The 26,460-nt window shown below is 70.6% G+C and carries 28 protein-coding genes and 2 rRNA genes (1 of these 30 cut by a window edge); 22 read left to right on the forward strand and 8 right to left on the reverse strand.

Features of this window, described 5'->3' with window-relative positions:
* The 12 genes from OG737_RS16905 to OG737_RS16960 all read left to right on the forward strand — a co-directional run.
* A 23S ribosomal RNA gene (locus OG737_RS16905) occupies positions 1-1,490 on the forward strand; it begins 1,633 nt to the left of the window's first position.
* 76 nt (positions 1,491-1,566) lie between these two features.
* Positions 1,567-1,683 (forward strand): 5S ribosomal RNA (rrf, locus tag OG737_RS16910).
* A gap of 99 nt (positions 1,684-1,782) precedes the next feature.
* Positions 1,783-2,046: a hypothetical protein gene (locus OG737_RS16915; RefSeq protein WP_328926984.1), complete on the forward strand. Its 264-nt coding sequence runs from the start codon at positions 1,783-1,785 to the stop codon at positions 2,044-2,046.
* Complete coding sequence (locus OG737_RS16920; protein ID WP_405921714.1) at positions 2,043-2,429, forward strand: hypothetical protein; 387 nt, start codon at positions 2,043-2,045, stop codon at positions 2,427-2,429. Before OG737_RS16915 ends, OG737_RS16920 begins: the two co-directional genes overlap by 4 nt.
* Before the next feature lie 89 nt (positions 2,430-2,518).
* Positions 2,519-3,172, forward strand: a complete 654-nt coding sequence (locus tag OG737_RS16925; RefSeq protein WP_328926986.1) for an HAD family hydrolase — start codon at positions 2,519-2,521, stop codon at positions 3,170-3,172.
* A gap of 43 nt (positions 3,173-3,215) precedes the next feature.
* Positions 3,216-4,427 carry an MFS transporter gene (locus tag OG737_RS16930; RefSeq protein WP_405921715.1) on the forward strand — a complete coding sequence of 404 codons (1,212 nt, stop codon included), beginning with the start codon at positions 3,216-3,218 and terminating at the stop codon, positions 4,425-4,427.
* Positions 4,378-5,547 (forward strand): acetoin utilization protein AcuC, encoded by a 1,170-nt coding sequence (locus tag OG737_RS16935; RefSeq protein ID WP_405679081.1) that lies wholly within the window; start codon positions 4,378-4,380, stop codon positions 5,545-5,547. Before OG737_RS16930 ends, OG737_RS16935 begins: the two co-directional genes overlap by 50 nt.
* 78 nt (positions 5,548-5,625) lie before the next feature.
* Entirely contained in the window at positions 5,626-6,441 is an 816-nt protein-coding gene (locus tag OG737_RS16940; protein WP_328926989.1) for a phosphatase, read from the forward strand.
* 129 nt (positions 6,442-6,570) lie between these two features.
* Positions 6,571-6,780, forward strand: coding sequence for a helix-turn-helix domain-containing protein (locus tag OG737_RS16945; protein WP_008738568.1), 210 nt, complete (start codon positions 6,571-6,573; stop codon positions 6,778-6,780).
* Positions 6,781-6,901: 121 nt separating this feature from the next.
* Entirely contained in the window at positions 6,902-7,000 is a 99-nt protein-coding gene (locus OG737_RS16950) for a 30S ribosomal protein bS22 (RefSeq protein ID WP_003948845.1), read from the forward strand.
* A 100-nt stretch (positions 7,001-7,100) separates the two neighbouring features.
* Positions 7,101-8,171: an NAD-dependent epimerase/dehydratase family protein gene (locus tag OG737_RS16955; RefSeq protein ID WP_328926990.1), complete on the forward strand. Its 1,071-nt coding sequence runs from the start codon at positions 7,101-7,103 to the stop codon at positions 8,169-8,171.
* Complete coding sequence (locus OG737_RS16960; protein ID WP_328926991.1) at positions 8,171-9,145, forward strand: lysophospholipid acyltransferase family protein; 975 nt, start codon at positions 8,171-8,173, stop codon at positions 9,143-9,145. Before OG737_RS16955 ends, OG737_RS16960 begins: the two co-directional genes overlap by 1 nt.
* 59 nt (positions 9,146-9,204) lie before the next feature.
* On the opposite strand, the gene OG737_RS16965 is transcribed toward OG737_RS16960, so the two are convergent.
* The 3 genes from OG737_RS16965 to OG737_RS16975 form a co-directional block, all read right to left on the reverse strand.
* Positions 9,205-10,416 (reverse strand): DUF5667 domain-containing protein, encoded by a 1,212-nt coding sequence (locus OG737_RS16965; RefSeq protein WP_328926992.1) that lies wholly within the window; start codon positions 10,414-10,416, stop codon positions 9,205-9,207.
* 234 nt (positions 10,417-10,650) lie between these two features.
* A complete protein-coding gene (locus OG737_RS16970; protein ID WP_328926993.1) occupies positions 10,651-11,469 on the reverse strand; it encodes an ECF subfamily RNA polymerase sigma factor, BldN family in 819 nt (272 codons plus the stop codon).
* Between the two features lie 415 nt (positions 11,470-11,884).
* On the reverse strand, positions 11,885-12,874 hold the full coding sequence (locus OG737_RS16975) for an HAD-IB family hydrolase (RefSeq protein ID WP_328926994.1): 990 nt from the start codon (positions 12,872-12,874) through the stop codon (positions 11,885-11,887).
* A 107-nt stretch (positions 12,875-12,981) separates the two neighbouring features.
* Between OG737_RS16975 and OG737_RS16980 the strand changes: the two genes are divergently transcribed.
* The 6 genes from OG737_RS16980 (at position 12,982) to hemB (ending at position 19,803) form a co-directional block, all read left to right on the forward strand.
* Positions 12,982-13,260, forward strand: coding sequence for a glutaredoxin family protein (locus OG737_RS16980; protein WP_328926995.1), 279 nt, complete (start codon positions 12,982-12,984; stop codon positions 13,258-13,260).
* Between the two features lie 273 nt (positions 13,261-13,533).
* Complete coding sequence (locus OG737_RS16985; RefSeq protein ID WP_328926996.1) at positions 13,534-14,346, forward strand: redox-sensing transcriptional repressor Rex; 813 nt, start codon at positions 13,534-13,536, stop codon at positions 14,344-14,346.
* Entirely contained in the window at positions 14,343-16,067 is a 1,725-nt protein-coding gene (locus tag OG737_RS16990; protein ID WP_328926997.1) for a glutamyl-tRNA reductase, read from the forward strand. The genes OG737_RS16985 and OG737_RS16990 overlap by 4 nt, the downstream gene beginning before the upstream one ends.
* Positions 16,064-17,032, forward strand: a complete 969-nt coding sequence (gene hemC / locus OG737_RS16995; RefSeq protein WP_328926998.1) for a hydroxymethylbilane synthase — start codon at positions 16,064-16,066, stop codon at positions 17,030-17,032. The genes OG737_RS16990 and hemC overlap by 4 nt, the downstream gene beginning before the upstream one ends.
* Positions 17,029-18,702, forward strand: a complete 1,674-nt coding sequence (locus OG737_RS17000; protein WP_328926999.1) for a bifunctional uroporphyrinogen-III C-methyltransferase/uroporphyrinogen-III synthase — start codon at positions 17,029-17,031, stop codon at positions 18,700-18,702. Before hemC ends, OG737_RS17000 begins: the two co-directional genes overlap by 4 nt.
* A gap of 102 nt (positions 18,703-18,804) precedes the next feature.
* Positions 18,805-19,803, forward strand: a complete 999-nt coding sequence (hemB, locus tag OG737_RS17005) for a porphobilinogen synthase (protein WP_405921716.1) — start codon at positions 18,805-18,807, stop codon at positions 19,801-19,803.
* Between the two features lie 6 nt (positions 19,804-19,809).
* Here the strand turns inward: hemB and OG737_RS17010 are convergent, their stop codons facing one another.
* Entirely contained in the window at positions 19,810-20,166 is a 357-nt protein-coding gene (locus OG737_RS17010) for a hypothetical protein (RefSeq protein ID WP_405921717.1), read from the reverse strand.
* A gap of 311 nt (positions 20,167-20,477) precedes the next feature.
* On the opposite strand from OG737_RS17010, the gene OG737_RS17015 reads away from it, so the two are divergent.
* From OG737_RS17015 to OG737_RS17025, 3 genes are all read left to right on the forward strand, one after another.
* A complete protein-coding gene (locus OG737_RS17015) occupies positions 20,478-21,794 on the forward strand; it encodes a S8 family serine peptidase (protein ID WP_328927002.1) in 1,317 nt (438 codons plus the stop codon).
* A complete protein-coding gene (locus OG737_RS17020; RefSeq protein ID WP_405679071.1) occupies positions 21,791-22,018 on the forward strand; it encodes a hypothetical protein in 228 nt (75 codons plus the stop codon). Before OG737_RS17015 ends, OG737_RS17020 begins: the two co-directional genes overlap by 4 nt.
* Before the next feature lie 85 nt (positions 22,019-22,103).
* The gene (locus tag OG737_RS17025; protein ID WP_328927004.1) at positions 22,104-22,376 is read left to right on the forward strand and encodes a DUF1876 domain-containing protein; all 273 of its coding nucleotides are present in this window, start codon (positions 22,104-22,106) and stop codon (positions 22,374-22,376) included.
* A gap of 46 nt (positions 22,377-22,422) precedes the next feature.
* On the opposite strand, the gene OG737_RS17030 is transcribed toward OG737_RS17025, so the two are convergent.
* Together OG737_RS17030 and OG737_RS17035 are read right to left on the reverse strand one after the other, a co-directional pair.
* Positions 22,423-23,169 (reverse strand): ABC transporter permease, encoded by a 747-nt coding sequence (locus OG737_RS17030; protein ID WP_328927005.1) that lies wholly within the window; start codon positions 23,167-23,169, stop codon positions 22,423-22,425.
* A complete protein-coding gene (locus tag OG737_RS17035; protein ID WP_328927006.1) occupies positions 23,166-24,092 on the reverse strand; it encodes an ATP-binding cassette domain-containing protein in 927 nt (308 codons plus the stop codon). The genes OG737_RS17030 and OG737_RS17035 overlap by 4 nt, the downstream gene beginning before the upstream one ends.
* Before the next feature lie 125 nt (positions 24,093-24,217).
* On the opposite strand from OG737_RS17035, the gene OG737_RS17040 reads away from it, so the two are divergent.
* On the forward strand, positions 24,218-25,012 hold the full coding sequence (locus tag OG737_RS17040) for a TetR/AcrR family transcriptional regulator (RefSeq protein ID WP_405921718.1): 795 nt from the start codon (positions 24,218-24,220) through the stop codon (positions 25,010-25,012).
* A gap of 9 nt (positions 25,013-25,021) precedes the next feature.
* Here the strand turns inward: OG737_RS17040 and OG737_RS17045 are convergent, their stop codons facing one another.
* Both OG737_RS17045 and OG737_RS17050 read right to left on the reverse strand, forming a co-directional pair.
* Positions 25,022-25,468 (reverse strand): DUF3995 domain-containing protein, encoded by a 447-nt coding sequence (locus OG737_RS17045; RefSeq protein WP_405679064.1) that lies wholly within the window; start codon positions 25,466-25,468, stop codon positions 25,022-25,024.
* Positions 25,469-25,550: 82 nt separating this feature from the next.
* A complete protein-coding gene (locus OG737_RS17050; RefSeq protein ID WP_328930369.1) occupies positions 25,551-26,303 on the reverse strand; it encodes a VOC family protein in 753 nt (250 codons plus the stop codon).
* Positions 26,304-26,460 lie beyond the last annotated feature (157 nt).

Raw genomic sequence — 26,460 nt, forward strand, 5'->3', positions numbered from 1 at the left:
GCGATGGGGTGACGCAGGAAGGTAGTCCAGCCCGGGCGGTGGTTGTCCCGGGGTAAGGGTGTAGGCCGAGGGGTAGGCAAATCCGTCCCTCATTAAGGCTGAGACCTGATGCCGAGCCGATTGTGGTGAAGTGGATGATCCTATGCTGTCGAGAAAAGCCTCTAGCGAGTTTCATGGCGGCCCGTACCCTAAACCGACTCAGGTGGTCAGGTAGAGAATACCGAGGCGTTCGGGTGAACTATGGTTAAGGAACTCGGCAAAATGCCCCCGTAACTTCGGGAGAAGGGGGGCCATCACTGGTGATCGGACTTGCTCCGTGAGCTGGGGGTGGCCGCAGAGACCAGCGAGAAGCGACTGTTTACTAAAAACACAGGTCCGTGCGAAGCCGTAAGGCGATGTATACGGACTGACGCCTGCCCGGTGCTGGAACGTTAAGGGGACCGGTTAGTGCACTTTCGGGTGTGCGAAGCTGAGAACTTAAGCGCCAGTAAACGGCGGTGGTAACTATAACCATCCTAAGGTAGCGAAATTCCTTGTCGGGTAAGTTCCGACCTGCACGAATGGCGTAACGACTTCTCGACTGTCTCAACCATAGGCCCGGTGAAATTGCACTACGAGTAAAGATGCTCGTTTCGCGCAGCAGGACGGAAAGACCCCGGGACCTTTACTACAGTTTGATATTGGTGTTCGGTTCGGCTTGTGTAGGATAGGTGGGAGACTTTGAAGCAGCCACGCCAGTGGTTGTGGAGTCGCCGTTGAAATACCACTCTGGTCGTGCTGGATGTCTAACCTCGGTCCGTGATCCGGATCAGGGACAGTGTCTGATGGGTAGTTTAACTGGGGCGGTTGCCTCCCAAAGGGTAACGGAGGCGCCCAAAGGTTCCCTCAGCCTGGTTGGCAATCAGGTGTTGAGTGTAAGTGCACAAGGGAGCTTGACTGTGAGACCGACGGGTCGAGCAGGGACGAAAGTCGGGACTAGTGATCCGGCGGTGGCTTGTGGAAGCGCCGTCGCTCAACGGATAAAAGGTACCCCGGGGATAACAGGCTGATCTTCCCCAAGAGTCCATATCGACGGGATGGTTTGGCACCTCGATGTCGGCTCGTCGCATCCTGGGGCTGGAGTCGGTCCCAAGGGTTGGGCTGTTCGCCCATTAAAGCGGTACGCGAGCTGGGTTTAGAACGTCGTGAGACAGTTCGGTCCCTATCCGCTGTGCGCGTAGGAATATTGAGAAGGGCTGTCCCTAGTACGAGAGGACCGGGACGGACGAACCTCTGGTGTGCCAGTTGTCCTGCCAAGGGCATGGCTGGTTGGCTACGTTCGGGAGGGATAACCGCTGAAAGCATCTAAGCGGGAAGCCTGCTTCAAGATGAGTATTCCCACCTCCTTGAGAGGGTAAGGCTCCCAGTAGACGACTGGGTTGATAGGCCAGATGTGGAAGCCCGGTAACGGGTGAAGCTGACTGGTACTAATAGGCCGAGGGCTTGTCCTCAGTTGCTCGCGTCCACTGTGTTAGTTCTGAAATAACGAACGGCTGTGAAAGCACCAGCGTTCAAATTTCATAGTGTTTCGGTGGTCATAGCGTTAGGGAAACGCCCGGTTACATTCCGAACCCGGAAGCTAAGCCTTTCAGCGCCGATGGTACTGCAGGGGGGACCCTGTGGGAGAGTAGGACGCCGCCGAACAATCATTGCGGAAGCCCCGCACCAGACCTTTACGGGTCCGGTGCGGGGCTTTTCTGCGTTTGAGGCGCGCTGGTGTATACGCCGCTGTAGACTCGCGCTATGTCTGATGCCATGATCCGTGTCCCGGCCGAGGTGAGAGACCGCCTCGCGGCCATCGCAGAGTCCCGAGGGACGTCCATCCGCGCTCTGGTGCAGGAGTTCGCGGAGACCACCCTGACCGCCGAGGAGCGGCGCGAGCGGGCGGAGCGTGCCCGCGAGTACATGGCTGAGCACTTCGGGGTCCTGGTGACGGATGAGGAGAGCGAGGCCATGAGGCGCAAGATCCGCGAAGCCTTTGCCGGCCAACAGGACGCTGCCGCGTGATCCAACACCAGTTCGTCCTGGATACGCCATCCCTGTTGGCGTTGTCCGGGAATCGGCAGATGTCTGCACTGATTCACCAGGCTTTCCTCGATGCCGACACTCGATTGTGGGCGCCGGTCCTGTCCATCCTTGAAGCGGATCTGGAACACGCGGGGATCGCCGAGCACATCGGCCAGCTCGACGTCATCCACACGATCGACCTTGACTACCCGGCCACGCTGGCCGTGGCACAGCTGTGCCGGGACGGCGTACCTGCGGGGATCGCGGCGGCGGTGCACGCCGTGCGCCACCTGCCCGAGTGGGATGCGGGCGCGCTGGTGGCGACGGTTGAGCCCAAGGCGTACGAGGGCCACGGAGTAGCTGTATTCGACCTCAAGCGTTGAGATCGGCGAGCCGAGGATCTTCCGATGTTCAGCCGATCACCAGCACGCGGCTGCCGTGGACCTGAGCTGACGACTCGTAGGGTTGGGGTATGGGCTATGACCTCGTCATCTTCGACAACGACGGCGTGCTGGTGGACAGCGAGCCGCTCGCCAACAGCATCCTCGCCGGGTACCTGACCGAGCTGGGGCACCCGACCTCCTACGAGGAGTCGCTCCGCGACTACATGGGGGCGGCCGTTCACCGGGTGCACGAACTCGTCCTGGAGCGGACCGGGGAGAGGCTGCCGGACGACTTCGACGAGACGCTGTACGCGCGCACCTTCGCCGCGTTCGAGCGGGACCTGAAGCCCGTTCCCGGGGTCGAGGAGGTCCTCGGGGCGCTCACCGCGAACGGGATCGGCTACTGCATGGCCTCCTCCGGGAGTCACGAGCGGATCCGGGTGGGGCATCGCGCGGCCGGGCTCGACGGATGGTTCGAGGAGGAGTGGATCTTCAGCTCCCAGGACGTCGGCCACGAGAAGCCGGCGCCCGATCTGTTCCTGCACGCGGCCCGGTCGATGGGTGTCGAACCCGCGCGGTGCGTCGTCGTCGAGGCCAGTCCGCTCGGCGTGCAGGCGGCGCTCGCCGCGGGCATGGACGTGTTCGCGTTCACCTCGATGGTGCCCGCCGAGCAGCTCGGCGGGGCCACCGCCTACTTCGGGGACATGAAGCAGCTGCCGGGACTTCTGCAACTGCCCATGTGATCGCTCTACCCACGGGTAGCCCCGGGGCCTACGCTGACCCGCCATGACGGTTGATGCGCGGCTGCGGCGCGGGCGTGTGGCTCTGGGGTTCAGCTTCTTCGTGCAGGGCGTCACCTTCGCCCTGCTCGTGACACGGATTCCGGCCATCCAGGACCGGTACGGGATATCCGACGGGCTGCTGCCCGCCTTCCTCGCGGCCGTCCCGGTCCTGGCCGGCGCGGCGAGCGTCGCCACCGAGCACCTGGTGAAGCGGGTGGCGCCCAGCACGGTGCTCAGGTGGGCGCAGCCGCTGGTGCTGCTGTCCCTGCTGGGGGTCGGGGCCGGCAGCCAGATGTGGCACGTGGCCCTGGCCCTGGGGGCGTTCGGGCTCTCGGTCGGTGCGCTGGACGCCTCGATGAACATGATCGGGGTCAGTCTGCAGCGGGCGTACGGGCGCAGCATCATGCTGGGTTTCCACGCCGCGTACAGCCTCGGCGGGATCCTGGGCGCCTCGGCCGCGTGGGCCGGGGCGCACTGGCATCTGGACCTGTTCGTCTCCTATCTGCCCGCCGTGGTCCTGCTGCTGCCGCTCGTCCTGCTGGCGAGCCGCGACTACGTGGTCACACCCTCCGGCGCGGTCCAGGAGAAGGGGCTGGGCGCGGGCGGCGGCAAGCTGCTCCTGCCGCTCTGCCTGGTGATGGCGTGCGCGTACATCGGGGACTCGACGGTGGCGAACTGGAGTGCCAAGTACCTGCAGGACGTGCTGGGGAGCTCCGAGCAGCTGGCGACCGTCCCGTACAACGTCTACATGGTGACCACCCTCCTCGGGCGGGCCGTCGGGGACCTGGGGGTGCGGCGCTTCGGGGCCGCGCCCGTCGTCCGGGGCGGGACGATGGTGGCGGCCTGCGGTTTCGTGGTCGTGGCGGCCGCTCCGGGTGCGTGGGTGGGGATGCTGGGCTTCACGCTGCTGGGGATCGGGCTGTGCGTGATCGTGCCGCAGACCTTCGCCGCGGCCGGGAGGCTCTTCCCGGGGGCGTCGGACACCGCCATCGCCCGGCTGAACATCTTCAACTACGTCGGCTTCCTGATCGGGTCGCCGCTCGTGGGCGGGATCGGGGACGCCTGGAGCTACCGGGGAGCGATGCTCGTGCCGATGGTTCTCGTCATGATCACTCTGTTCTACGCCGGCTCGTTCGGACCGCGGACGGCCCGATACGGTGTCGGGCATGAGCGGCCGCGGGTTGTTGATGTGGGACGAGGCGGTAACGAAGTATGACTTCGGGCCCAGCCATCCGATGGATCCGGTGCGTCTGGCGCTGACCATGGGGCTGGTGCGCGCCTTCGGGCTGGACCGGGCCATGGAGGTACGGGCGGCCCGCGCGGCCGGGGACTCGACGCTGAAGCTCGTCCACCGGGAGGACTACGTCGCCGCGGTGCGCGAGGTGTCCGCGGACCCCGGGATCGCCGACGGCTCGTACGGGCTGGGCACCATGGACGATCCGGCCTTCCACGGCATGCACGAGGCCTCGGCGCTGATCGCCGGGCAGTCGGTGGCGGGAGCGGAGGCGATCTGGCGCGGTGAGGCCGAGCACGCCGTGAACTTCGCCGGCGGGCTGCACCACGCCATGCCGGGCGGCGCGGCCGGTTTCTGCGTGTACAACGACGCCGCCCTGGCCGTCGCGCGGCTGCTGGAGCTGGGGGCCGAGCGGGTCGCGTACGTGGACGTGGACGTCCATCACGGTGACGGCGTACAGGCGGCGTTCTGGGACGACCCGCGGGTGCTGACCATCTCCGTGCACGAGCATCCGCGAACGCTTTTCCCGCAGACCGGGTGGCCGGAGGAGACGGGCGGGCCGACGGCCGAGGGGTCGGCGGTGAACGTCGCGCTGCCCGCGGGGACCGGGGACGAGGGGTGGCTGCGGGCCTTCCACGCGACGGTGCCGGAACTGCTGGCGGACTTCCGGCCGCAGGTGCTGGTGACCCAGCACGGGGCGGACACGCACTTCGAGGACCCGCTGGCGCATCTGGCGGTGTCCCTGGACGCCCAGCGGGCCGTCCAGGAGGCCTGTCACCGGCTCGCGCACGAGCACGCGGACGGGCGGTGGCTGGCGCTGGGCGGCGGCGGGTACGCGGTGGTGGACGTCGTACCGCGGTCGTGGACGCACCTGGTGGCGATCGCCGCGCACCGGCCCGTCGACCCGGAGGCCGCCGTGCCGGCGTCGTGGCGGGACGAGGTGTACGCGCGGACGCGGGCGCTGGCGCCGGGCCGGATGACGGACGGGCGGACGGTGTCGTGGCGGGACTGGGACGCGGGGTACGACCCGGCGGACCGTACGGATCAAGCCGTCCTGGCGACCCGGCGCGCGGTGTTCCCGCTGCGCGGAATGCTGACCTGACGATGCATCGTTACGCCGACTGTGGGTCTGTGCTCCGGAACTGATGATCCGCCAGGTTCGTTGAGGCAGCATCGGAGGGTGTTGAGCACCGGCGCGCTGCGTGCGCATCTGCTGGCCGCCCGGTTGGCCGGGCCGATCGCCACCTCTCGGGAGGAGAGCCTGCGCAGCTACCGGCTGTTCGCGGCGCGCGATCCGCGGGTGCTGCTCGGGCTGGATCCGGAGCTGGGCTGGGGCGAGGGCGACCTGCTGAGGCTGATGGCGGACAAGTGCGGGGTCTCGGCGGACCCCGCGCACGTCAGCGGGCCGGACGTGATCGATCCGGAGCTGACGGTGGCGGCGCTGGAGGCCTTCGCCGGGCGGCTGCGCGTGGCGGCCGGGGCGCGGTCCCCGGTGTTGTTCGGGACGGGGCACCCGCATCGGCTCCTGGGGTTCTACGCCGGGTTGGCCGAGGCGATGTCGGCGGCGGGATGTGTTGTCCTCACCCCGGCGCAGGGGACGTGTGTCGACATGGCGACCCGGTTCGGCGTACGCACGCACAGCATCGATTACGTACGGGGGGTCGCACTGGTGCGGGAACCCGGCGTGCGGCCGACGGGGAGTGTGACCGGCGCACACTCCCATTCACCACTGCCGGTTCGGATCGCGCTGGGTGCCCTCGCGGAGGCCGGCGGGCCGTTGCCGGAGCTGGTGGTGGGGGACCACGGGTGGGTCTGCGGCGCAGGTCAGCTGGGTGTGGAGGCGATCGGGCTGGCGGATACGGATGATCCCGCGCTGTTCGTCGGCGAGGCCGAGGGGCGGGTGTCGGTGGCCGTTCCGCTTGATGACGCGGTGCGTGCGGATCACTACCGACCGCTTACTCGCTATGTACTCAATCGGGCGAGTCTGTCTGGGTGAAAGGAGTGGCCGTAGCTCCTCTTCCCCACTCGCATCACGCGCCCCTACTCTGGGGAGTGAGCGTGCGACGACGAGGAGTAACCGGAGGGGAAGCCGGTGCCCGTCATGCGCGGAAGGTCAAGGTGTGTCATGGCTGCTGGCGAGAGGCCTCTCAGTGAGGTTCAGTTCCTGACCGTGGCGGAGGTCGCCTCGGTGATGCGAGTGTCGAAGATGACCGTGTACCGGCTGGTGCACAACGGTCATCTGCCCGCAATCCGGGTGGGCCGGTCCTTCCGGGTCCCCGAAAATGCGGTTCACGAGTACCTCCGAGAGTCGTATGTGGGGGTGGAGTCGGCCTGAGACTGACCCCGGCACGCCCTCGGATTACAAGCTCAGAGCTCGGGACGGTAGGCTAGGCCGACGTAGGTCGTGTGGGCCCCGACGCCCCGCACCGAATGAAGAGAAGTGAGCGAGGGTAGTCGTGGGCTCTGTTATCAAGAAGCGGCGCAAGCGGATGGCTAAGAAGAAGCACCGCAAGCTGCTCAAGCGCACCCGCGTCCAGCGCCGTAACAAGAAGTAAACGGCAGCTGTACGTGTTCTCCGCAGCCCCTCCACCATCCTGGTGGGGGGGCTGCGGTGCAGCCGGAGACGGTTGTTCCATCTAGGGAGGCGCTGAGCTCGTGGGGAAGGTCGTACTGGTCACCGGGGCTGCCCGGCAGCTGGGGGGCCGCTTCGTGCGCCGCATCCAGCGTGATCCGGAAGTCGAGCGGGTGATCGCGGTCGACGCGGTGACACCGCCGCACCGGCTGGGATCGGCCGAGTTCGTCCGTACGGACATCAGACAGTCGGCGATCGCCCGCGTGCTGGCCGAGCACGCCGTGGACACGGTGGTCCACCTGGCGGTCACCGGGGGAAGAACCGGCGGTGCGCACAGCACCGTCAAGGAAACGAACGTCATCGGGACGATGCAGCTCCTCGGGGCCTGCCAGAAGTCGCCGACGGTGCGACGGCTCGTGGTGAAGTCCAGTACCAGCGTGTACGGGGGCACCTCGCGGGATCCGGCCGTCTTCACCGAGACCACGCAGCCGAAATCGCTGCCGGCGGGCGGCTTCGCCAAGGACGCCGCCGAAGTCGAGGGGTACGTACGGGGCTTCGCGCGCAGGCGGCCGGACGTCGCGGTGTGCGTGCTGCGGTTCGCGAACATCCTGGGGCCCTTCGCGGACTCGGCGCTCGCCGAGTACTTCTCGATTCCCGTGATGCCGACCGTGCTGGGCTACGACCCGCGGCTGCAGTTCGTCCACGAGGACGACGTATTGGACGTGCTGCGGCTGGCGGCGCAGGAGCCGCGGCGGGGGACGCTGAACAGCGGGACCTTCAACATCGCGGGTGACGGCGTACTGCTGCTGTCGCAGTGCTCGCGGCGGCTTGGGCGGCCGACGCTGCCGCTGCTGCTGCCCGCCGTGACGTGGGTGGGGTCGGCGCTGCGGGCGGTGGGTGTCACGGACTTCTCGCCGGAGCAGATAAGGCTCCTCACGCACGGCCGGGTCGTGGAGACTTCGCAGATGCGGGAAGTGCTCGGTTTCGAGCCCATGTACACGACCGCCGAGACGTTCGCGGACTTCGCGCGGAGCCGCGGCGGTGGGCTGCTGCCGCCGGAGCGGGTGGGGCGGGCCGTGGACCGGGTGGCTGCCATGCTGAAGGCAGACGGCTTGGATGACGACGTCGACGTGGCTGAAGGAGCGAAGCGATAGTGGCGGATGCCAAGGTCATTCCGTTCGACGAGGACCGGTCGCGGCGGCGGGCGCCGCGCAGGGTGCGGGCGGTGTCGGCTCCGGAGCCGGTGGCCCCGCCGGTCGCTGCCGAGTCGGCCGCGGAGGGGTCTCCGGGCGGCTGGGACCGGCGGATCGCCGGCGGGCTGGCGTTCCTGCGGCGGCGGGTCACCGGGGAGTACGAGGTCGACGAGTTCGGCTACGACAAGGAGCTGACGGACCAGGTCCTGATGTCCTTGATGCGGCCGCTGTACGACAAGTACTTCCGGGTCGAGGTCAAGGGCATCGAGAACATCCCGGCGGAGGGCGGTGCGCTGATCGTGGCGAACCACTCGGGGACGCTGCCGCTGGACGGGCTGATGCTCCAGGTCGCCGTGCACGACCACCACCCGGCGCAGCGGCACCTGCGGCTGCTCGCGGCGGATCTGGTGTTCATGCTGCCGGTGGTGAACGAGCTGGCCCGCAAGGCCGGTCACACCCTGGCGTGCGCGGAGGACGCGCAGCGGCTGCTGGAAGCCGGGGAGCTCGTCGGCGTGATGCCGGAGGGCTTCAAGGGGATAGGGAAGCCGTTCGGGGACCGGTACAAGCTGCAGCGCTTCGGGCGGGGCGGGTTCGTGTCCACGGCCCTGCGTGCGGGGACGCCGATCGTGCCGTGCTCGATCGTGGGGGCGGAGGAGATCTACCCGATGGTCGGCAACGCGAAGACGCTCGCGCGGCTGCTGGGGATCCCGTACTTCCCGATCACGCCGACGTTCCCGTGGCTGGGGCCGCTGGGGGCGGTGCCGTTGCCGACGAAGTGGACGATCCAGTTCGGCGAGCCGATCGCCACCGCGGGCTACGCGGCGGAGGCGGCGGAGGATCCGATGCTGATGTTCAACCTGACGGACGAGGTGCGGGAGCAGATCCAGCACACGCTGTACAAGCTGCTGGTGCAGAGACGGTCCGTCTTCTTCTGACGGCCCGGTGGGGGGCTGGGGTGCCTGATGTGCGGCACCCCAGCCCCCCACCGGCCTCGCTACCCGGCGTCCTCCGCGTTGAGGCCCAGGCCCGGGAGGAGACCCGGGAGCAGGGGCGGGAGGGTGATGTCCGGCTGCGGGAGCTCCGGAGTTCCCGGGGATGGCTGGGCCGACTGACCCTGGGGCGGGTTCAGCAGGTCGCCCGTACCGCCCAGGAGTCCGCCCGTGGTCGCGGGCCGGCTGCTGCTGCCCGAGGGCGACGGCGCGGGGCTGCTCGACGGGGCGCCGGAGGCGGGCGTGGACTGCTGTTTGCCGCTGGGGGTGCCCGGTTTGGCCGAGGCGCCGGGTGTGCTGGTGCTGCCTCGGACCTGCTCCGGTGGCTTGGGGAGCAGACCCTGGAGCGGCGCCACGTCTTCGTCTATGGCCTGGAAGACCGACTCCACCTCGCCGCCCACGTCCGTGAGCTGCGCGGGGAGCTTTTCCCGGAGCTTGCCCCACGCGTCGCGGTGGGAGCGGGAGAACGAGGACAGCTTCTGGATCGGGCCGAGCTCGCCGTCCCGTTCGTACGCGGCCTGGAGGAGCCGGTGGCCCTCCTCCGCGTCGTGCTTCATTCCCGCCAGTGCTCGGCGGATCTCGCCCAGGACCTCGTGCTCCAGCACATTTCCGCCCCGGCCGCGCTCCATCAGTCTGCGGGCTTCCGACAGGCGGTTCGAGGCCTGGTCGAGATAGAGCTCGCCCCGGTCCGAATCGTCGTCGGTGAGCCCGAGCTTCAGGTCCTCCACGCCGCGCTTCACGGGGTAGAGGTGGTCACCGGGCAGGGCGTCGGAACTGGCAGCGGCCACTCCGCTGAAGGCCCCCGCGGCCACACCGACGGTGAGGCCGCCCGCTGCGATGCCCTTGGACCAGCGGGAGCGGGGCCGCAAGTTCCGGAGCGTGGTCGCCCGGTGGGCGCCGCGGCCGGTCCGCTGTTCGGGCACTTGAGGGTCCGCGGCGGCACCGCCCCCGGCCCTCTCCTCCAGCACCATGGCCTCCATGGCGGCAACGAGCTGGGCTCGCTGCACCACTTTGACCTCTGGGTCCAGCGCTGGGCGCGGCATTCGTTCGCCGAGCACGCTCGCCAGGGCCAACAACCGGTCGTGGTCGGCAGGTTCGGCAGGTGCCTCGGACTGCTCGGCCGCCGGGTCCGGTTCTGAAAGGTCGGACGGGGTCCGATCCTCCAGGGCCTGGGCGAAGGCGTTCGCCCGCCGGTGCGGAGTCACGTTCGCGATCACTGGCGGCACCTCCTCTCGTCATGACGATCGACTCCCCAAGGTGTCCGGAAGGTTGCCTTCCTTGAGCACATCCACCCTTTCGAGTGAGCGGCTTCAGGCAGGGCGTGTCCACAGGGAGCCTGCATCCCACACAACGAGCGTCGCGGCACTTGGGTTACGGACGAAGGATGATCGGACCACAGCGTCATCGAGGGGTCACCGGGTGTATGTGAGGTCGTGTTGATGTGAGCGGGGTCAGCGGGCGTCATCGGGGAGGAGGCGGGCCAGGGTGCGGACCGCCCGGTACTGGAGCGTCTTGATGGCGCCCTCGTTCTTTCCCATCACCCGGGCCGTCTCGGCGACCGAGAGGCCCTGCAGGAAGCGCAGTGTCACGCACTCCTGCTGCTGCGGATTGAGTTTTCGTACGGCCTCCAGCAGGGCCGCGTTGGAGAGGGACTCCAGGACGGAGTCCTCGGGGCTGCGCTCGACCTCGTTGGCGTCGAGCATCTCGCCGGTGGTGACCTCCAGCCGGAAGCGGCTGGACTTGAAGTGGTCCGCCACCAGGTTGCGGGCGATCGTCACGAGCCAGGCGCCGAAGTCGCGGCCCTGCCAGGTGAAGGTCGAGATGCGCCGCAGTGCGCGCAGGAAGGTCTCGCTGGTGAGGTCCTCCGCCGTCGCCTTGCCGCCGACGCGGTAGTAGATGTAGCGGTAGACCGTGTCGCTGTACTGGTCGTAGAGGCGGCCGAAGGCCTCGGCCTCCCCGGCCTGCGCGCGTTCGACCAGGTCCATCATCCGGGCCTGGTCGCTGTCCGCGCTGGGGCGGCGGTGGGTGGTGGCCTGGGTGCTCGTGCCGGCGGCGCCGGACGAGCCCCCGGCCGCGCGTCCTCGTCTGCCCACCGTCGCTCCGCCGTCGGTCAGGGCATAGCAAGGACCGGCCGGGCCGAGGCCGGCGGGGACCGCAGTGGCGAAGGCGGGGACGGCGTACGCGGTGGGGACGAAGCCACGCAGGTGGTCGAGGACCGTTGCGCGCAGCGTAGCCAGGCCCGAGGCGTCAACCCCGACAGGTGGGTACACGGGACTCCCAGAGGCAGAGCTTCCATCACGTGCAGTGCGGGACCGTTCACCCGTCGTGGCGACAGATGGGCGGTGGCATGCGTCTGAGGAGAATAACGCTTCGTACAGGCAGCGCTACACCCAGTTGCTCAAATCACCGGTTCCGACACTTCTGTTGCGCGTCGAGGGCATATTCAGTCGCAGTTGGTGATCGATTCTTGATCGCTTGCATGCGCGGAATGGACGCTTCCGCAGGGCGCGCGACCGGGTCGGGCATGCCGGAGTGCCGCGCCGCGGGCGGGGTAGAGGTGAGCAAATGCCCGGGTGCCCGGCCGTGCGGCGGCCGGGAGGCGGGCGGAGGCGGCGCCGGGCGGGTGCGGGGCCGGGCGGGTGTGCCGACGGGGGCCGGTGGCGGCGGCGGTGGGGCCCGGCGCGGCTACTTGCGGCGGCGGTGCAGGGCGATGGCGGCGGCCGCGCCGCCCGCGATCGCGCCGACTCCGGCGGCGGCCGGGACGCCGACCTTCACGGCCTTGCGGCCGGTCCGATAGTCGCGCAGGCGCCAGTCGTTGGTCCGGGCATGCTTGCGCAGTTTTGTATCGGGATTGATCGCGTACGGATGCCCGACCAGCGACAGCATCGGGATGTCGTTGTGCGAATCGCTGTACGCGGCGCAGCGGGCGAGATCCAGGCCCTCGGCGGCGGCCAGGGCGCGGACCGCCTCGGCCTTGGCGGGGCCGTGCAGGGGCTCGCCGACGAGGCGGCCTGTGTAGATGCCGTCCACGGATTCGGCGACGGTGCCCAGCGCCCCGGTCAGGCCGAGCCGGCGGGCGATGATCGTGGCGGTCTCGACGGGGGCGGCGGTGACGAGCCACACCTTCTGGCCGGCGTCGAGGTGGGCCTGGGCCAGGGCGCGGGTGCCCGGCCAGATCCGCTCGGCCATGTACTCGTCGTAGATCTCCTCGCCGATGGCCATCAGTTCGCAGACCTTGTGGCCCTTGACGATGGACAGGGCGCTGTCGCGGGCGTCCTGCATGTGCTCGGGGTCCTCGACCCCGGCCAGCCGGAACCAGGCCTGCTGCCAGGCGAAGCGGGCGAGCTCGCGACGGCGGAAGAACTCGCGCTTGTAGAGGCCGCGGCCGAAGTGGAAGATCGCGGCGCCCTGCATGACGGTGTTGTCGAGGTCGAAGAAGGCGGCGGCGAGTTCGTCGCCGGCGACGGGGAACTCGGGCTCGGGTGGCGCCTCTTGCGTCGCCTCTCGCACGGCCTCGTCGCGCACCTCTTCCGGTTCCGCTTCGGCGGGTCCGGTCGGAGGCGGCGTTTCGGCCAGCGCTGTCTTGCGGGCGGCTTCGGCCGAGGCCTCGCCTGCCAGCACGCTCCGCGCGGTGGCGGAGCGCCTACGGGGGGTGAGCCATCCCAGAGCGGCCATGACGTGAGCATAGCCACTGTGTTCGGGAGTTCCCGAACCGATGGGATGCGGAGGCGTGAACTCTTCGGGGCGCTCCTGTTACGTACGGGCGCGCGAGAATGTAGGGCATGAGTCCTTTGTTGCGCCGCAAGGAAAAGAAGAGTCCCGGGGAGCGGATGGTGACGCTGGTCGGGAAGCCGGGGTGCCACCTGTGTGATGACGCACAGCAGGTGATCGAGAAGGTCTGCGCGGAGACCGGCGCACAGTGGGAGAAGAAGGACATCTCGCAGGACGAGGAGCTCTACCGGCTGTACTGGGAGCAGATTCCGGTGGTGCTGGTGGACGGCGAACAGCACACCTTCTGGCGGGTGAACCCTGACCGGCTGCGGCGGGCGTTGGGGGGCTGAGCCCCTTCCCGGTTACCATCATGGGCGATTTATGGGGTCTCGGGGGCGTATCTGTGAGGAGTGTGTACGGTTTTGCCCCCTTCGGGATTTGAACGGGTTCGGCGCGGTATCGGTTCCCGCTCCAGGCGTCGAAGTTGCGTGACCCCGGTCACTTTGCTCGGACAAAGCGGACACAATCTTTGTGCACGCGTTCACAAAGGCATAGCCTGCTGTCGACGGGGCGGTCTTGGGACAAGTGACCGCCTGCAGCCCCGCTCATCCCGCAGGAGCATCGTGGCAACTGGCCGAACTCACCGACCGGCGACCCGCAGCCGAGGTATTCCCGAGGCCACTGTCGCCCGGCTTCCGCTGTACCTGCGCGCACTCACCGCGCTCTCCGAGCGATCGGTCCCCACGGTGTCCTCCGAGGAGCTCGCGGCCGCCGCCGGAGTCAACTCCGCGAAGCTGCGCAAGGACTTCTCGTACCTCGGTTCCTACGGAACGCGCGGCGTCGGGTACGACGTCGAATACCTCGTCTACCAGATCTCCCGTGAGCTCGGACTGACCCAGGACTGGCCGGTTGTCATCGTCGGCATCGGTAACCTCGGCGCCGCCCTCGCCAACTACGGCGGTTTCGCGTCACGCGGCTTCCGCGTGGCCGCGCTGATCGACGCCGACCCGGCGATGGCCGGCAAGCCGGTGGCCGGGATCCCCGTGCAGCACACCGACGAGCTGGAAAAGATCATCGAGGAGAACGGCGTCTCGATCGGCGTCATCGCGACCCCGGCCGGCGCCGCGCAGCAGGTCAGCGAGCGGCTGATCGCGGCCGGTGTCACCTCCATCCTGAACTTCGCCCCCACCGTGCTCTCGGTGCCCGAGGGCGTGGACGTGCGCAAGGTCGACCTGTCGATCGAACTGCAGATCCTGGCCTTCCACGAGCAGCGCAAGGCCGGCGAGGAAGCCGCGGCCGCCGCTGCCGAGGGCGGTTCCACCGTGGGCGGCGCCGCCCCCGCCGCGGCCGTCGTGCCGCCGGCCGGCCGGGCCGCCGCCGAGGCGCGCAAGGGCAACAACCCCGAGGGCGACGTCCCGGCGGTGATGCCGGCATGAGTCTGCTCGTCGTAGGGCTGAGCCACCGCAGCGCGCCCGTGAGCGTGCTGGAGCGCGCCGCGCTGCCCGCTGACGCGAAGCTGAAGCTGCTGCACGACACCCTTGCCGCCGAGCCGGCGGCGGAGGCGGCGGTGCTCGCCACGTGCAACCGGATCGAGCTCTACGCCGACGTGGACAAGTTCCACGCCGGTGTCGCGGAGCTCTCCACGCTGCTCGCGCAGCACAGCGGAGTCGCGCTGGAGGAACTCACTCCTTACCTGTACGTGCACTACGAGGACCGGGCGGTGCACCACCTGTTCTCGGTGGCGTGCGGGCTGGACTCGATGGTCGTCGGCGAGGGGCAGATCCTCGGCCAGATCAAGGACGCGCTGGCGCTGGGGCAGGAGACGCACACCGCCGGGCGGCTGATCAACGACCTGTTCCAGCAGGCGCTGCGGGTCGGCAAGCGGGCGCACTCCGAGACCGGGATCGACCGGGCGGGCCAGTCGCTGGTGACCTTCGGGCTGGAGCAGCTCGCCGTGCACGTGCCCGTGGCCGAGTGGGCCGCCGGCAAGCGGGCACTGGTGATCGGTGCCGGGTCGATGTCCTCGCTGGCCGCGGCCACGCTGGCGCGGGTCGGCGTCGCCGAGATCGTGGTCGCGAACCGGACCGCCGAGCGGGCGGAGCGGTTGGCCGAGATTCTGGTTGCCTCGGGCACCGGGGTGGCGGCTTCGGCCGTTGCGATGTCCGGTGTCGCCGACGAACTGACACGAGTCGATGTCGTGGTGTCCTGCACCGGCGCCACCGGGCTCGTGCTGACCGCCGACGACGTGCTCGCCGCCGTGTCCTCGAGCGCTGCCGACGTGCCCGCGCAGGCTTCCGCCGCGGCGGGGCCGGCGGACCGCGGATCCGCCCCGGACCCCGCGTCCCGGACTTCCCCGGCCCCGGCCGGGAGGGGCCTCCAGGTGGGGCCGGACTCGGCCGATGTCGTGGCCCGGCTGGCAGCCGCCGCGCTGACGCACGGGCGGCTGGCCGACGCCGGGGCCGCACGGACCATCGCGGCGGGCACGGAAGCCGACGGGTGCCCCGTGGGGCCCGACGGGCGGTCCGCGCTGACCGGGGTCGACGCCAGTTCCCTGGAGCTGCACGGGACCTGGGCCGACCAGGGTGAGGCCGCCGCCCAGCGGCAGCCCCGGCGCAGCACCCGTACCCACGCCGACGGCGCGACCGCGCGCCTCGCGCTGCTGGACCTGGCCATGCCCCGGGACATCGACGCCGCCGTGCACCGGATCCCGGGCGTACGGCTCGTGGACATCGAGTCGCTCGCGGAGGCGTCCGCGGACGCCCCGATGGCGGCCGACGTCGACGCCGTGCGCGCGATCGTCGCCGAGGAAGTGGCGGCCTTCGGCGCCGCCCAGAGGGCCGCGCACATCACGCCCACCGTCGTCGCCCTGCGGGCCATGGCGGCCGAGGTCGTGGCCATGGAAGTGGCGCGCCTCGACGGGCGGGTACCCGATCTCGACGAACGGCAGCGGGCCGAGGTCACCCAGACCGTGCGCCGCGTCGTCGACAAACTCCTGCACGCGCCGACCGTGCGGGTCAAGCAGCTCGCGAGCGAGCCCGGCGGCGCCGGGTACGCGGAGGCGCTGCGTGAACTCTTCGATCTCGACCCGCAGACGGTGGCCTCCGTCAGCCGGGCCGACGCGGCAGACAAGAACGACGACTCAGGACGGGCATCATGAACCCACGTCTCGACCAGCCCCTGCGGCTCGGCACGCGGCGCAGCAAGCTGGCCATGTCCCAGTCAGGCCATGTCGCCGACGCGGTACGGGAGGTCACCGGCCGTCCCGTCGAGCTCGTGGAGATCACGACCTACGGCGACGTGTCGCGCGAGCACCTCGCGCAGATCGGCGGGACGGGCGTGTTCGTCACCGCCCTGCGTGACGCGCTGCTGCGCGGCGAGGTCGACTTCGCGGTGCACTCGCTGAAGGACCTGCCGACCGCGCAGCCCGACGACCTCGTGATCGCGGCCATGCCGCGGCGCGAGGACGCGCGGGACGCGCTCGTCGCCCGCGACGGCCTGACCTTCGAGCAGCTGCCCGACGGGGCTCGGATCGGTACCGGTTCGCCCCGGCGCACGGCCCAGCTCAATCACCTGGCGCTGTCGCTCGGCAAGCGGATCGAGACGGTGCCGATCCGCGGCAACGTCGACACCCGGATCGGCTTCGTACGGGACGGCGCGCTCGACGCCGTCGTCCTCGCGGCCGCCGGACTCAACCGGATCGGGCGCGGTGACGAGGCGACCGACCTGCTGTCGGTCGACAGCGTCCTGCCGGCCCCCGGCCAGGGAGCCCTGGCCGTGGAGTGCCTGGCGTCCGACGCCGGCCTCATCGCCGCGCTCGGCGAGCTCGACGACCCGTACACCCGGGCCGCCGTGACCGCCGAGCGTTCCCTGCTCGCCGCCCTGGAGGCCGGCTGCAGCGCACCCGTGGGCGCGTTCGCCGACCTTTTGGCCGATGGGGAGATTGTCAATGAAATGCGCCTGCGCGGCGTCGTCGGTACCCTCGACGGCTCGACGCTGGTGCAGCTGTCCACCACCGGTCCCGTGCCCCAGTCGTACGACGAGGCCATGGCGCTCGGCCGCGAACTCGCGGACGAGATGCTGGCCAAGGGCGCGGCCGGTCTGATGGGGGAGCGATCGCTTTGAACCCCTCAAGTCCGACCACCTCCGCTTTTCCGGTCGTCGCCGCCCACGGACACGTCACCTTCCTCGGTGCCGGCCCTGGCGACCCGGGTCTGCTGACGCTGCGCGCCGTGGAGGCGCTCGCCGCCGCGGACGTACTGATCGCCGAGCCCGAGGTGCTCGACGTCGTACGGACGCATGCGCGCGCGGGAGTCGACACGCCGCAGCTGACGGTCGCTGACGAAGTGTCAGCAGCCGCCGGGGTCCCGGTGATCCGAGATGCCGCCAATCTTGTCATGGAGGCCGCACGGTCCGGCAGGCGGGTCGTACGTGCCGTCACCGGTGACCCCGGCCTCGACGGGAACACGGCCGAGGAGATGCTCGTCTGCGCCACCGAGGGGATCCCCTTCGAGGTGGTCCCGGGCATCCCCACCGCCGTGGGCGTGCCCGCGTACGCGGGTGTGCCGCTCCGGGACAAGCGGGGTGACGACAACGGCGTGCGGTTCGTGGACGCGAGGTCCGCGTCGGCGCGCTGCTGGAGCGAGGTGGGGTCGAGCGACGGCATCCTCGTCGTCTCCGCGACGCTGGAGACGGTCTCGGCCGCCGCGGCGGAGCTGGTGAGCGCCGGCCGCAAGCCCGACACCCCGCTGACGGTGACCGTCGCCGGCACGACCACGCGGCAGCGGACGTGGAACGCGACCCTGGGCACGATCGCGCAGGTGTTCAAGCAGGGGAAGGTGCTCCCGTCGCCCGGGGGCGCCCGGCCGGTCATAGCCGTGGTCGGTGAGCACAGCGCCGCCGCGCGGCGTGAGGAGCTGGCCTGGTTCGAGTCGAAGCCGCTGTTCGGCTGGCGGGTTCTCGTACCGCGCACGAAGGAGCAGGCCGCCTCGCTCTCCGACCAGTTGCGTTCGTACGGCGCGGTGCCCCACGAGGTGCCGACCATCGCCGTGGAGCCGCCGCGGACCCCGCAGCAGATGGAGCGGGCCGTGAAGGGCCTGGTGACGGGCCGCTACGAGTGGATAGCTTTCACCAGCGTGAACGCGGTGAAGGCCGTCCGGGAGAAGTTCGAGGAGTACGGGCTCGACGCGCGCGCCTTCGCCGGGATCAAGGTCGCCGCGGTGGGCGAGCAGACGGCGGCCGCGCTCGTGGAGTTCGGTGTGAAGCCGGACCTGGTGCCGAGCGGGGAGCAGTCCGCGGCCGGTCTGCTGGAGGACTGGCCCCCGTACGACCCGGTCTTCGACCCGATCGACCGCGTCTTCCTGCCGCGCGCCGACATCGCGACCGAGACGCTGGTCGCGGGGCTGATCGAGCTCGGGTGGGAGGTCGACGACGTCACCGCCTACCGGACGGTGCGCGCGTCGCCGCCGCCGGCGGACACGCGTGAGGCGATCAAGGGCGGCGGCTTCGACGCCGTTCTCTTCACGTCGTCCTCGACGGTGCGCAACCTCGTCGGCATCGCCGGGAAGCCGCACAACGTGACCGTCATCGCGTGCATCGGGCCGGCGACGGCCAAGACCGCGGAAGAGCACGGGCTGCGCGTGGACGTGCTGTCGCCGGAGCCGTCGGTGTCGAAGCTGGCGGAGGCGCTGGCCGAGTACGGCGCGGCGCGCCGCGAGGCGGCCAAGGAGGCCGGCGAGACGGTGTTCCGGCCGAGCGAGCGGCGGCCGGGGGCGCGCAGGCGCCGTACCACCTAGCGGTGGGGCAGTGAAGTGAGGGCGGGGTGCGGGCCTGGCGCGGTGCGGCCGGGCCCTACGCTTGTTCCGACTGTTCTCGATGCTCGAAGAGGCGACTGACGAATGAGCACGTACGGATCCTTCCCCGGCTCGCGGCCCCGTCGGCTGCGCACCACCCCGGCGATGCGGCGGATGGTCGCGGAGAACCGGCTGCACCCTTCCGACCTGATCCTCCCGGCGTTCGTACGGGAGGGCATCAGCGAGCCCCTGGCGATCTCCGCGATGCCGGGCGTCGTGCAGCACACCCGGGACACACTGCGGAAGGCCGCCGTGGAGGCGGTCGAGGCCGGGGTCTCGGGGATCATGCTGTTCGGTGTTCCGGCGGACGAGAACAAAGACGCGCTCGGCACGGCGGGCACCGAGCCGGACGGGATCCTGCAGGTCGCGATCCGCGATGTGAAGGCCGAGGTCGGCGACGATCTGGTGATCATGTCGGACCTGTGCCTGGACGAGTACACGGACCACGGGCACTGCGGCGTCCTCGACGCGGACGGCCGGGTCGACAACGACGCGACGCTGGAGCGGTACGCCGAGATGGCGCAGGTCCAGGCCGACGCGGGCGTCCACGTGGTGGGCCCGAGCGGCATGATGGACGGGCAGGTCGGCGTCATCCGCGACGCGCTGGACGAGACCGGGCACGAGGACGTCTCGATCCTCGCGTACACGGCGAAGTACTCGTCCGCCTTCTACGGTCCCTTCCGCGAGGCGGTGGCCTCCTCCCTCCAGGGCGACCGCAAGACGTACCAGCAGGACCCGGCGAACGCGCGGGAGTCCATGCGCGAGCTGGCGCTCGACCTTGAGGAGGGCGCCGACATGGTGATGGTCAAGCCGGCCGGGCCCTACCTCGACATCCTGTACCGGGTGGCGCAGGCGGTGGACGTCCCGGTGGCGGCGTACCAGATCAGCGGCGAGTTCGCGATGATCGAGGCGGCGGCGGACAAGGGCTGGATCGAGCGGGACCGGGCGATCCTGGAGACCCTGCTGGGCATCAAGCGGGCCGGGGCCGACACGATCCTCACGTACTGGGCGACCGAGGTGGCGGGCTGGCTGCGCAACGCCTGACGCGCGTCACGGCCAGTCGACGAGGCCGTTGAAGACGATGCAGTCGAGGACGACGACGGCCGGGGCGATCACGGCGAGCCACACCCTGGCGGCGGCGTACCGCCGCTGCCAGGGCAGCCCCCAGGCGGCCACCAGTACGGCCAGCACCACCAGCAGGCCGAACCCGAACACGGGGAAGGCGACGTCGTACGAGGCGTCGAACCGGTCGCTCGCGGCGTCGCCGCAGGAGTCGCAGGCCATCGGCGACAGCCCGGCGTAGAAGAACCCGATGGCCGCCAGGGGCAGCGTGAGCACGGTGGACACGAGCGGCGCGACGAAGGCACGCGGGTGCCGTGCGGTGTCCGGGGGCAGGTCGGTGGTCATGCGGCCAGTGAACTCCGCGAGAGGGGCGCGCACATGAGTGCGCGTACTCAGGTGACGCCCCGGCCGCCGCGGGCGCGGGACCCCGCGGGTGCGGGGCTTCTCGGATGGCTGCGCTGTGTTGCCCGCCCACCTGCCCGGTGCGACGGTGGTCGAGGGGCGATGCCGACGGCTGCGAGCCGACGGCACCACGGGCCGAACAGCGGCCGATCCGCGCCCCACCTTCCCCGGCACACCTGCCAGTCGGTGGACCGGCGCGTCCACGAACCGGGGGAAGCGCACAGAAAGCGGGAAACCCAATGGTGAACGGACCCATGGACAGGCGCGCCTTCGGCGGCCAGCCCGAACGGCCCCATGGCAACGGCAGCGCCCACAACACGGAGTACACCGGCCGGTACGTCGTCCTGCTCGATCCGGGCAACGAGGAGAGCGGACTGAACGCACTGCGTTCCGCCGCCGACATCGCCCCCTGGGAACGTGTCCGCGGAGCCGCGGCCGCGAACGTCTCCGAACTCCTCGAACGCCCCGACGTCTCGGTGCTCTTCGAGAACCTCGCCGTGGCCGTCGTCGAGGTACGGCCCGAGAACCGCTTCGCGCTGGTGACCACGGCCGAGGCGGAGGGGTCGATCCTCGCGGCCGAGCCGGAGCGCATGGTCTACGCCTCGCCGATCACCACCCCGCAGCAGGCGCCGACCGAGTTCTTCCCGGCCTACCGCAGCGACGAGGACGTGGTCGCCCACCACTCCCAGGCCGAGGCCGCCGCGTCCCTGGGGCCGGCGCTGGACGAGCAGAGCGTGACCTGGGGTCTCCAGGCGATCAGGGCCAACATCTCCGGCATGACCGGACGCGGAGTGAAGGTCGCGGTCCTCGACACCGGCGTGGACACGGACCACCCGGACCTGATCGGGTGCATCGAGGAGACGGCCTCCTTCGTGCCCGGCGAAGCGGTCGAGGACGGACACAGCCACGGCACGCACTGCATCGGCACCGTTGCCGGTCCGCGCAGCCCCCGGCAGGGGCCCCGCTACGGGGTGGCGTGCGACGCGCGCATCCTCGCCGGCAAGGTGCTCGCCAACAGCGGCAGTGGCCCGGACGGCGGAATCCTGGCGGGCATCGAGTGGGCGATCTCCCGCGGCGCGAAGGTGATCTCCCTGTCGCTCGGCTCTCGCGTCCTGCCGGGTGAGATCTTCCCGCAGACGTACGAGCTCCTGGCCCAGCGCGCACTCGGCATGGGGACGGTGATCGTCGCGGCGGCGGGCAACAGCAGCCTGCGGCCCGGATTCGTGGCCCCCGTCGAGCGGCCCGCCAACTGCCCCTCCATCCTCGCCGTGGGCTCGCTGGACAAGGCGCTGAAGACGGCGTTCTCCTCCTGCGGGGGCATCAACGGCCAGGGCGGCGAGGTCAACATCGCGGGCCCCGGCGTGGCCGTGCACTCGTCCGTCCCCGGCGGCTACGGGATGAAGTCGGGTACCAGCATGGCCACACCGCACGTGGCGGGTGTCCTCGCGCTGCTCGCCGAGGCGAACCCCGCCGCCTCCGCGGCCGATCTCAAGGCCACCCTGCTGTCCGGTGCGTTCCCGCTGACGCAGCCCGCCCGGGACGTCGGCGTGGGTCTGCTCCAGGCGCCGTGAACGGATCGTCCGAGCCGGTCGGCGTCATCCTCGCGGTCGACGCCGGCCGGTTCGCGGAAGTGGTCGAGGCCCTGCGGCGGGCAGGGCTGGCGGTCACGGGCGAGCAGCCGATCACCGGGACGCTCGAAGGCACCGTCGCGGAGGACCGGATCCCGGCGCTGGCGGCGGTCGACGGCGTCGCATCCGTCGACCGGGAGTACATCAACCGGATCCCCCCGCCGTAGCCTCCCGCCCCAGGCCCCCCGCTCGCGCTCCATCCCCGGCGGGCGCACCCTGGAGGGAAGGGTGACCCCCTGGAGGTGATGCACCATGTCCACGCTGGTCGGGTGGCATGTGGAGCTCGAATTCACCGAGGAGGGCCACCGCACCAGTGCGGCGGCCCTGGTAAGACTCGGGGACGGCTCCGAGATCAGGGCGCACGGCTACGCCATGCGCCACCCCTCCGACCCGGAGCAGCTGAGGGTCGGGGAAGAGATCGCGGGCGCTCGTGCGCTCATGGATCTCGCGTCGCAGATGCTGCAGAAGGCCCACGGCGAGATCGACGAGGCGACGGGCCGGCACTCATATCCGCTCAATAGTTGAGCGGGCGCGCACCATCGGCCTGTTGAGGGGCTCCGCGAGGAGCCCCTCAGCGGGTCCTGCTGCGGAACAGGACCGCCGACAGGGCCAAGGCCACGGCCGTGATGCCCGCGCACCAGGTCAGCGCCACCCAGGGCGCGTCGCCCGCAGGCTGCGACAAGAGCAGTGCGCGCAGGGATTCGATCACCGGGGTCAGCGGCTGGTGGTCGGCGAAGCCGTGCAGCCAGCCCGGCATGGTCTCGATGGGGACGAAGGCGCTGGACGGGTAGGGCAGGAACATCATCAGGAAGGTGAAGCCGCCCGCCGCCTCAGGGGACTTGGCGAGCAGGCCGAGTGCGGCGGCCAGCCACGAGATCGCCGTGATGTACGTCAGCAGCAGGCCGGCCGCGGCGAGGAAGGCGGCCGGGCCCGCCTGGGGCCGGAAGCCGATGGCGAGGGCGACGACGAGGACCAGGGCGGTGGAGAGCAGGTTGCGCAGGACCGAGGCCGTGACGTGCCCGGCGAGGATCGGGATGCCGCCGATGTCGAGGGAGCGGAAGCGGTCGATGACGCCGTTGCCCATGTCGTCGGCGACGCTGACGGCGGTGCTCGCCGCACCGAAGCCCGCGCAGAGCAGCATGGCGCCGGGGACCACGTACGTCACGTACGCCGTCCCGGTGTCGATGGCGCCGCCGAAGAAGTAGACGAAGATCAGCATCAGCATGACGGGCAGCATCAGGGCGGTGATCAGCACGTCGGGCCGGCGGCTGCTGATGCGCAGGCTGCGGCCGGCGAGGGCGAGGGCGGCGGTGCTCATGGGGCGGCTCCCGTCAGGGTGAGGAACACGTCGTCGAGGGTGGCGGTGCGGACCGCGAAGCGGTCCACGGCGGTACGGTCCGGGTCGAGTTCGTCGAGCAGGGCGCGTACGTCGGCCGCGCTGCCGTCGGTGGGCAGGCCGAGGACGAGCTCGTCCGGGGCGAGGTGGACCGCGCGCGGGGCCAGCGCGTCGTAGGCGGCCCGGGTGGCGAGGGTGAGGTCGAGCCGGTGCCCGGCGACGCGGGCCTTGAGCGCCGAGGGCGTGCCCTCGGCGGCGATCCGCCCGTCGGCCAGGACGGCGACGTGGTCGGCGAGCCTGTCGGCCTCCTCCAGGTACTGGGTGGTGAGGAGCACGGTCGTGCCGTCGGCGCGCAGTTCCCGTACGAGGTCCCACAGGTCGTGGCGGCTGCGCGGGTCGAGTCCGGTGGTCGGCTCGTCGAGGAAGATCACTTCGGGCCGGGAGACCAGGCTCGCGGCGAGGTCGAGGCGGCGGCGCATCCCGCCCGAGTACGTCTTCGCCGTGCGCGCGGCGGCCTCGGAGAGCCCGAAGCGGGCGAGCAGCTCGTCGGCGCGGGTACGGGCGGCGCGGGAGGAGAGTCCGGCCAGGCGGCCCATCATGCGGAGCATCTCGGTGCCGGTCTGGAGCTCGTCGACCGCCGCGAACTGCCCGGTGAGGCTGATCCGTTCGCGGACGCGCGAGCGGTGACCGGTGACGTCGTACCCGGCCACGCGGGCGGCGCCGGAGTCGGCGGCGGTGAGGGTGGCGAGGATCCGGACGGTGGTGGTCTTGCCGGCGCCGTTGGGGCCGAGGAGGGCGAGGACGCTGCCGCGCGGGACGGCGAGGTCGAGGCCGTCGAGGACGCGCAGGGCGCCGTAGGACTTGGTCAGGCCGATGGCGTGAATGCCGAGGTCGCTCGTGGTCATGGGGGACCACGCTCCCTTCTGCGTACGGGTTACGCGCTTCTGTGTATGGGTTACGCGCTTCTGTGTAAGTAATACACAGAACTAGGATGTGGGTCAATCACATAGCGGCGGAGGGAGGGACGGCGATGGACGACGCGGACAGCGGTACGGGACTCCCGGCGAGCCTCGAAATGGCCTGGGGCCTGCGCGAACGAGCCGGCAAGGGGCCGCGTCCCACGCTCACGCTGCCCCGGATCGTGGAAACGGCGGTCGCGCTGGGCGCCGCGGAGGGGATGGACGCCGTCTCCATGGGGCGCGTCGCCAAGGAGCTGGGCGTCTCGACGATGTCCCTCTACCGCTACGTCGCCGCCAAGGAGGAGCTGTACGTCCTCATGGCGGACGCGGGGGTCGGCACCCCGCCGCCGCTGCCGCCCGAGGCGGAGGGATGGGGCTGGCGCGAGCTGCTCACGGACTGGGCGTACGCGCAGCGGGCCGTCCTGATGGCCAACTCCTGGATCCTGCGCATCCCGATCACCGCCGCGCCCGTCTCCCCGAACCAGCTGGCCTGGATGGACCGGGGCCTCGCGTCGATGGCCGGCACGGGCCTGAAGGAGGGCGAGAAGCTCTCGACGATCATCCTGATCGGGGGGCTGGTGCGGAACGAGGCCACGATGGCCGCCGACATGATGGACGCCATCACGAAGTCCGGAGTCGCCCCGGAGCAGGCGCTGGGCCAGTACGTCCGCACGCTGAGTCTGCTGACCCGCCCGGACAGCCACCCGGCCGTGACGCGGCTGCTGCAGTCGGACGCGTTCACGGGCTCAGGCGAGCCGGACTTCCAGTTCCGCTTCGGCCTGGACCGGATCCTGGACGGGCTGGCGCCGCTGGTCGCCGGGCGTGTCGTTCGGCTGACCGGGCCGCCCGGCGGCGCTGCCGGCTGACCCGGCCGGTCAGGGCCTCACCCGCGTGGCCGCGCCCGCCTGAGCGGCGAGGCGGGCCGCCGCCCAGGCGGCGGCGAGGCAGGCGGGGGTGTAGACGAGCAGGTTGAGGGCGTAGAAGGGGCTGCCCGGAGGGCTGTCGAGGACGCCGGCCGCCCAGCCGAGCCCCGCGAGGCCGCGCACGGTCAGGCCGGCCGCGACCGCCCCCGTGACGGCCCGCGTCGCCCGGCCGCCGCGGCCGTGGGTGTGGGCGAGTGCGGCGGACGCTCCCGTCAGCAGTACGGCGGCCAGGGGGAGCACCGCGCCCGGTCCGAAGGAGGTCTCGATGCCGAGGACGGCCAGGGACAGGGCCCGTTCGTCGGCGGCGGGCCAGGTCGCGCCGGTGGCCCAGTACAGGTGCACTGCCGCGTCCGCCGCCAGCAGCCCGGCCAGAGCCGTCCCCGCGCGCTTGTTCCTCATGTGAGCCCCCTTCGTGGTGGACGAACCGTCACCGGGAAGGAGGGGGCGCACAGTCAGGACATTCCCTGTGCGCCCGGTCACATCAGTCGGACTGCTCCGGGGCGGCCGCCGTGATCACCGAGAAGGTGCCGCCCTGAGGGTCCGCGAGGACGGCCATCCGGCCCGCCACCATGTCGAAGGCCGGGGCCATGACGCTGCCTCCGGCCCGTTCGGCGGCGGCCTGGATCTCGTCGACGCTGTCCACGTGGAAGTACGGCATCCAGTGCGGCGGCACCCCGGCCGGCAGCTTGGCCAGGTCCATCATCCCGCCGACCGCGCGGTCGCCGACCTTGAACTCGGTGTAGTCCCCGGCGTCCGGCATCTCGGACCGGGCCGTGGTGACGGGCAGGACGGCCGAGTAGAAGGCGGCAGCGGCGGGGACGTCGCCGGTGTTCAGCTCGTTCCAGATGAGGGCGCCGTGTTCGTTGACGATGCCGGCGCCGTCGAAGGTGCCGGCCTGCCACAGGCCGACGGCCGCGCCGGTGGGGTCGGTGATCACGGCCATCCGGCCGAGGTCCATGACGTCCATCGCGCCCATCATCACCGAGCCGCCGGCGTCGGTGACCGCCTTGAGGGTGGAGTCGATGGAGTCGGTGGCCAGGTACGTGGTCCATGCGGTCGGCGGCATCGGGTCCGGGACGGTGCCGTCCGGGTTCATCGCCTTCATGACGCCGGCGACCGGCTTGCCCTTGAGGGTGCAGACGGAGTACCCGCCCTGCTCGGGCGGGCCGACCTCGCCCTGCCAGCCGAAGAGGTCGCAGTAGAAGTCGAGAGCCGCCTGCTGGTCGGGGACCATCAGGTCGATCCAGCACGGGGTGCCGGGCTTGTAGGGGCCGTTCTTGTCGGGCACGGGGTCTCCCGTCGGAGGGGGGAAGGACGGGCCGTCCCCTACCCGGGGTGCACTGACCGAATCGGGCCGTTCGGGTGACCGGCGGACGTGAGCGCGGGGCGTG

Source organism: Streptomyces sp. NBC_00122, from assembly GCF_045160845.1.
Taxonomy (GTDB): Bacteria; Actinomycetota; Actinomycetes; order Streptomycetales; family Streptomycetaceae; genus Streptomyces.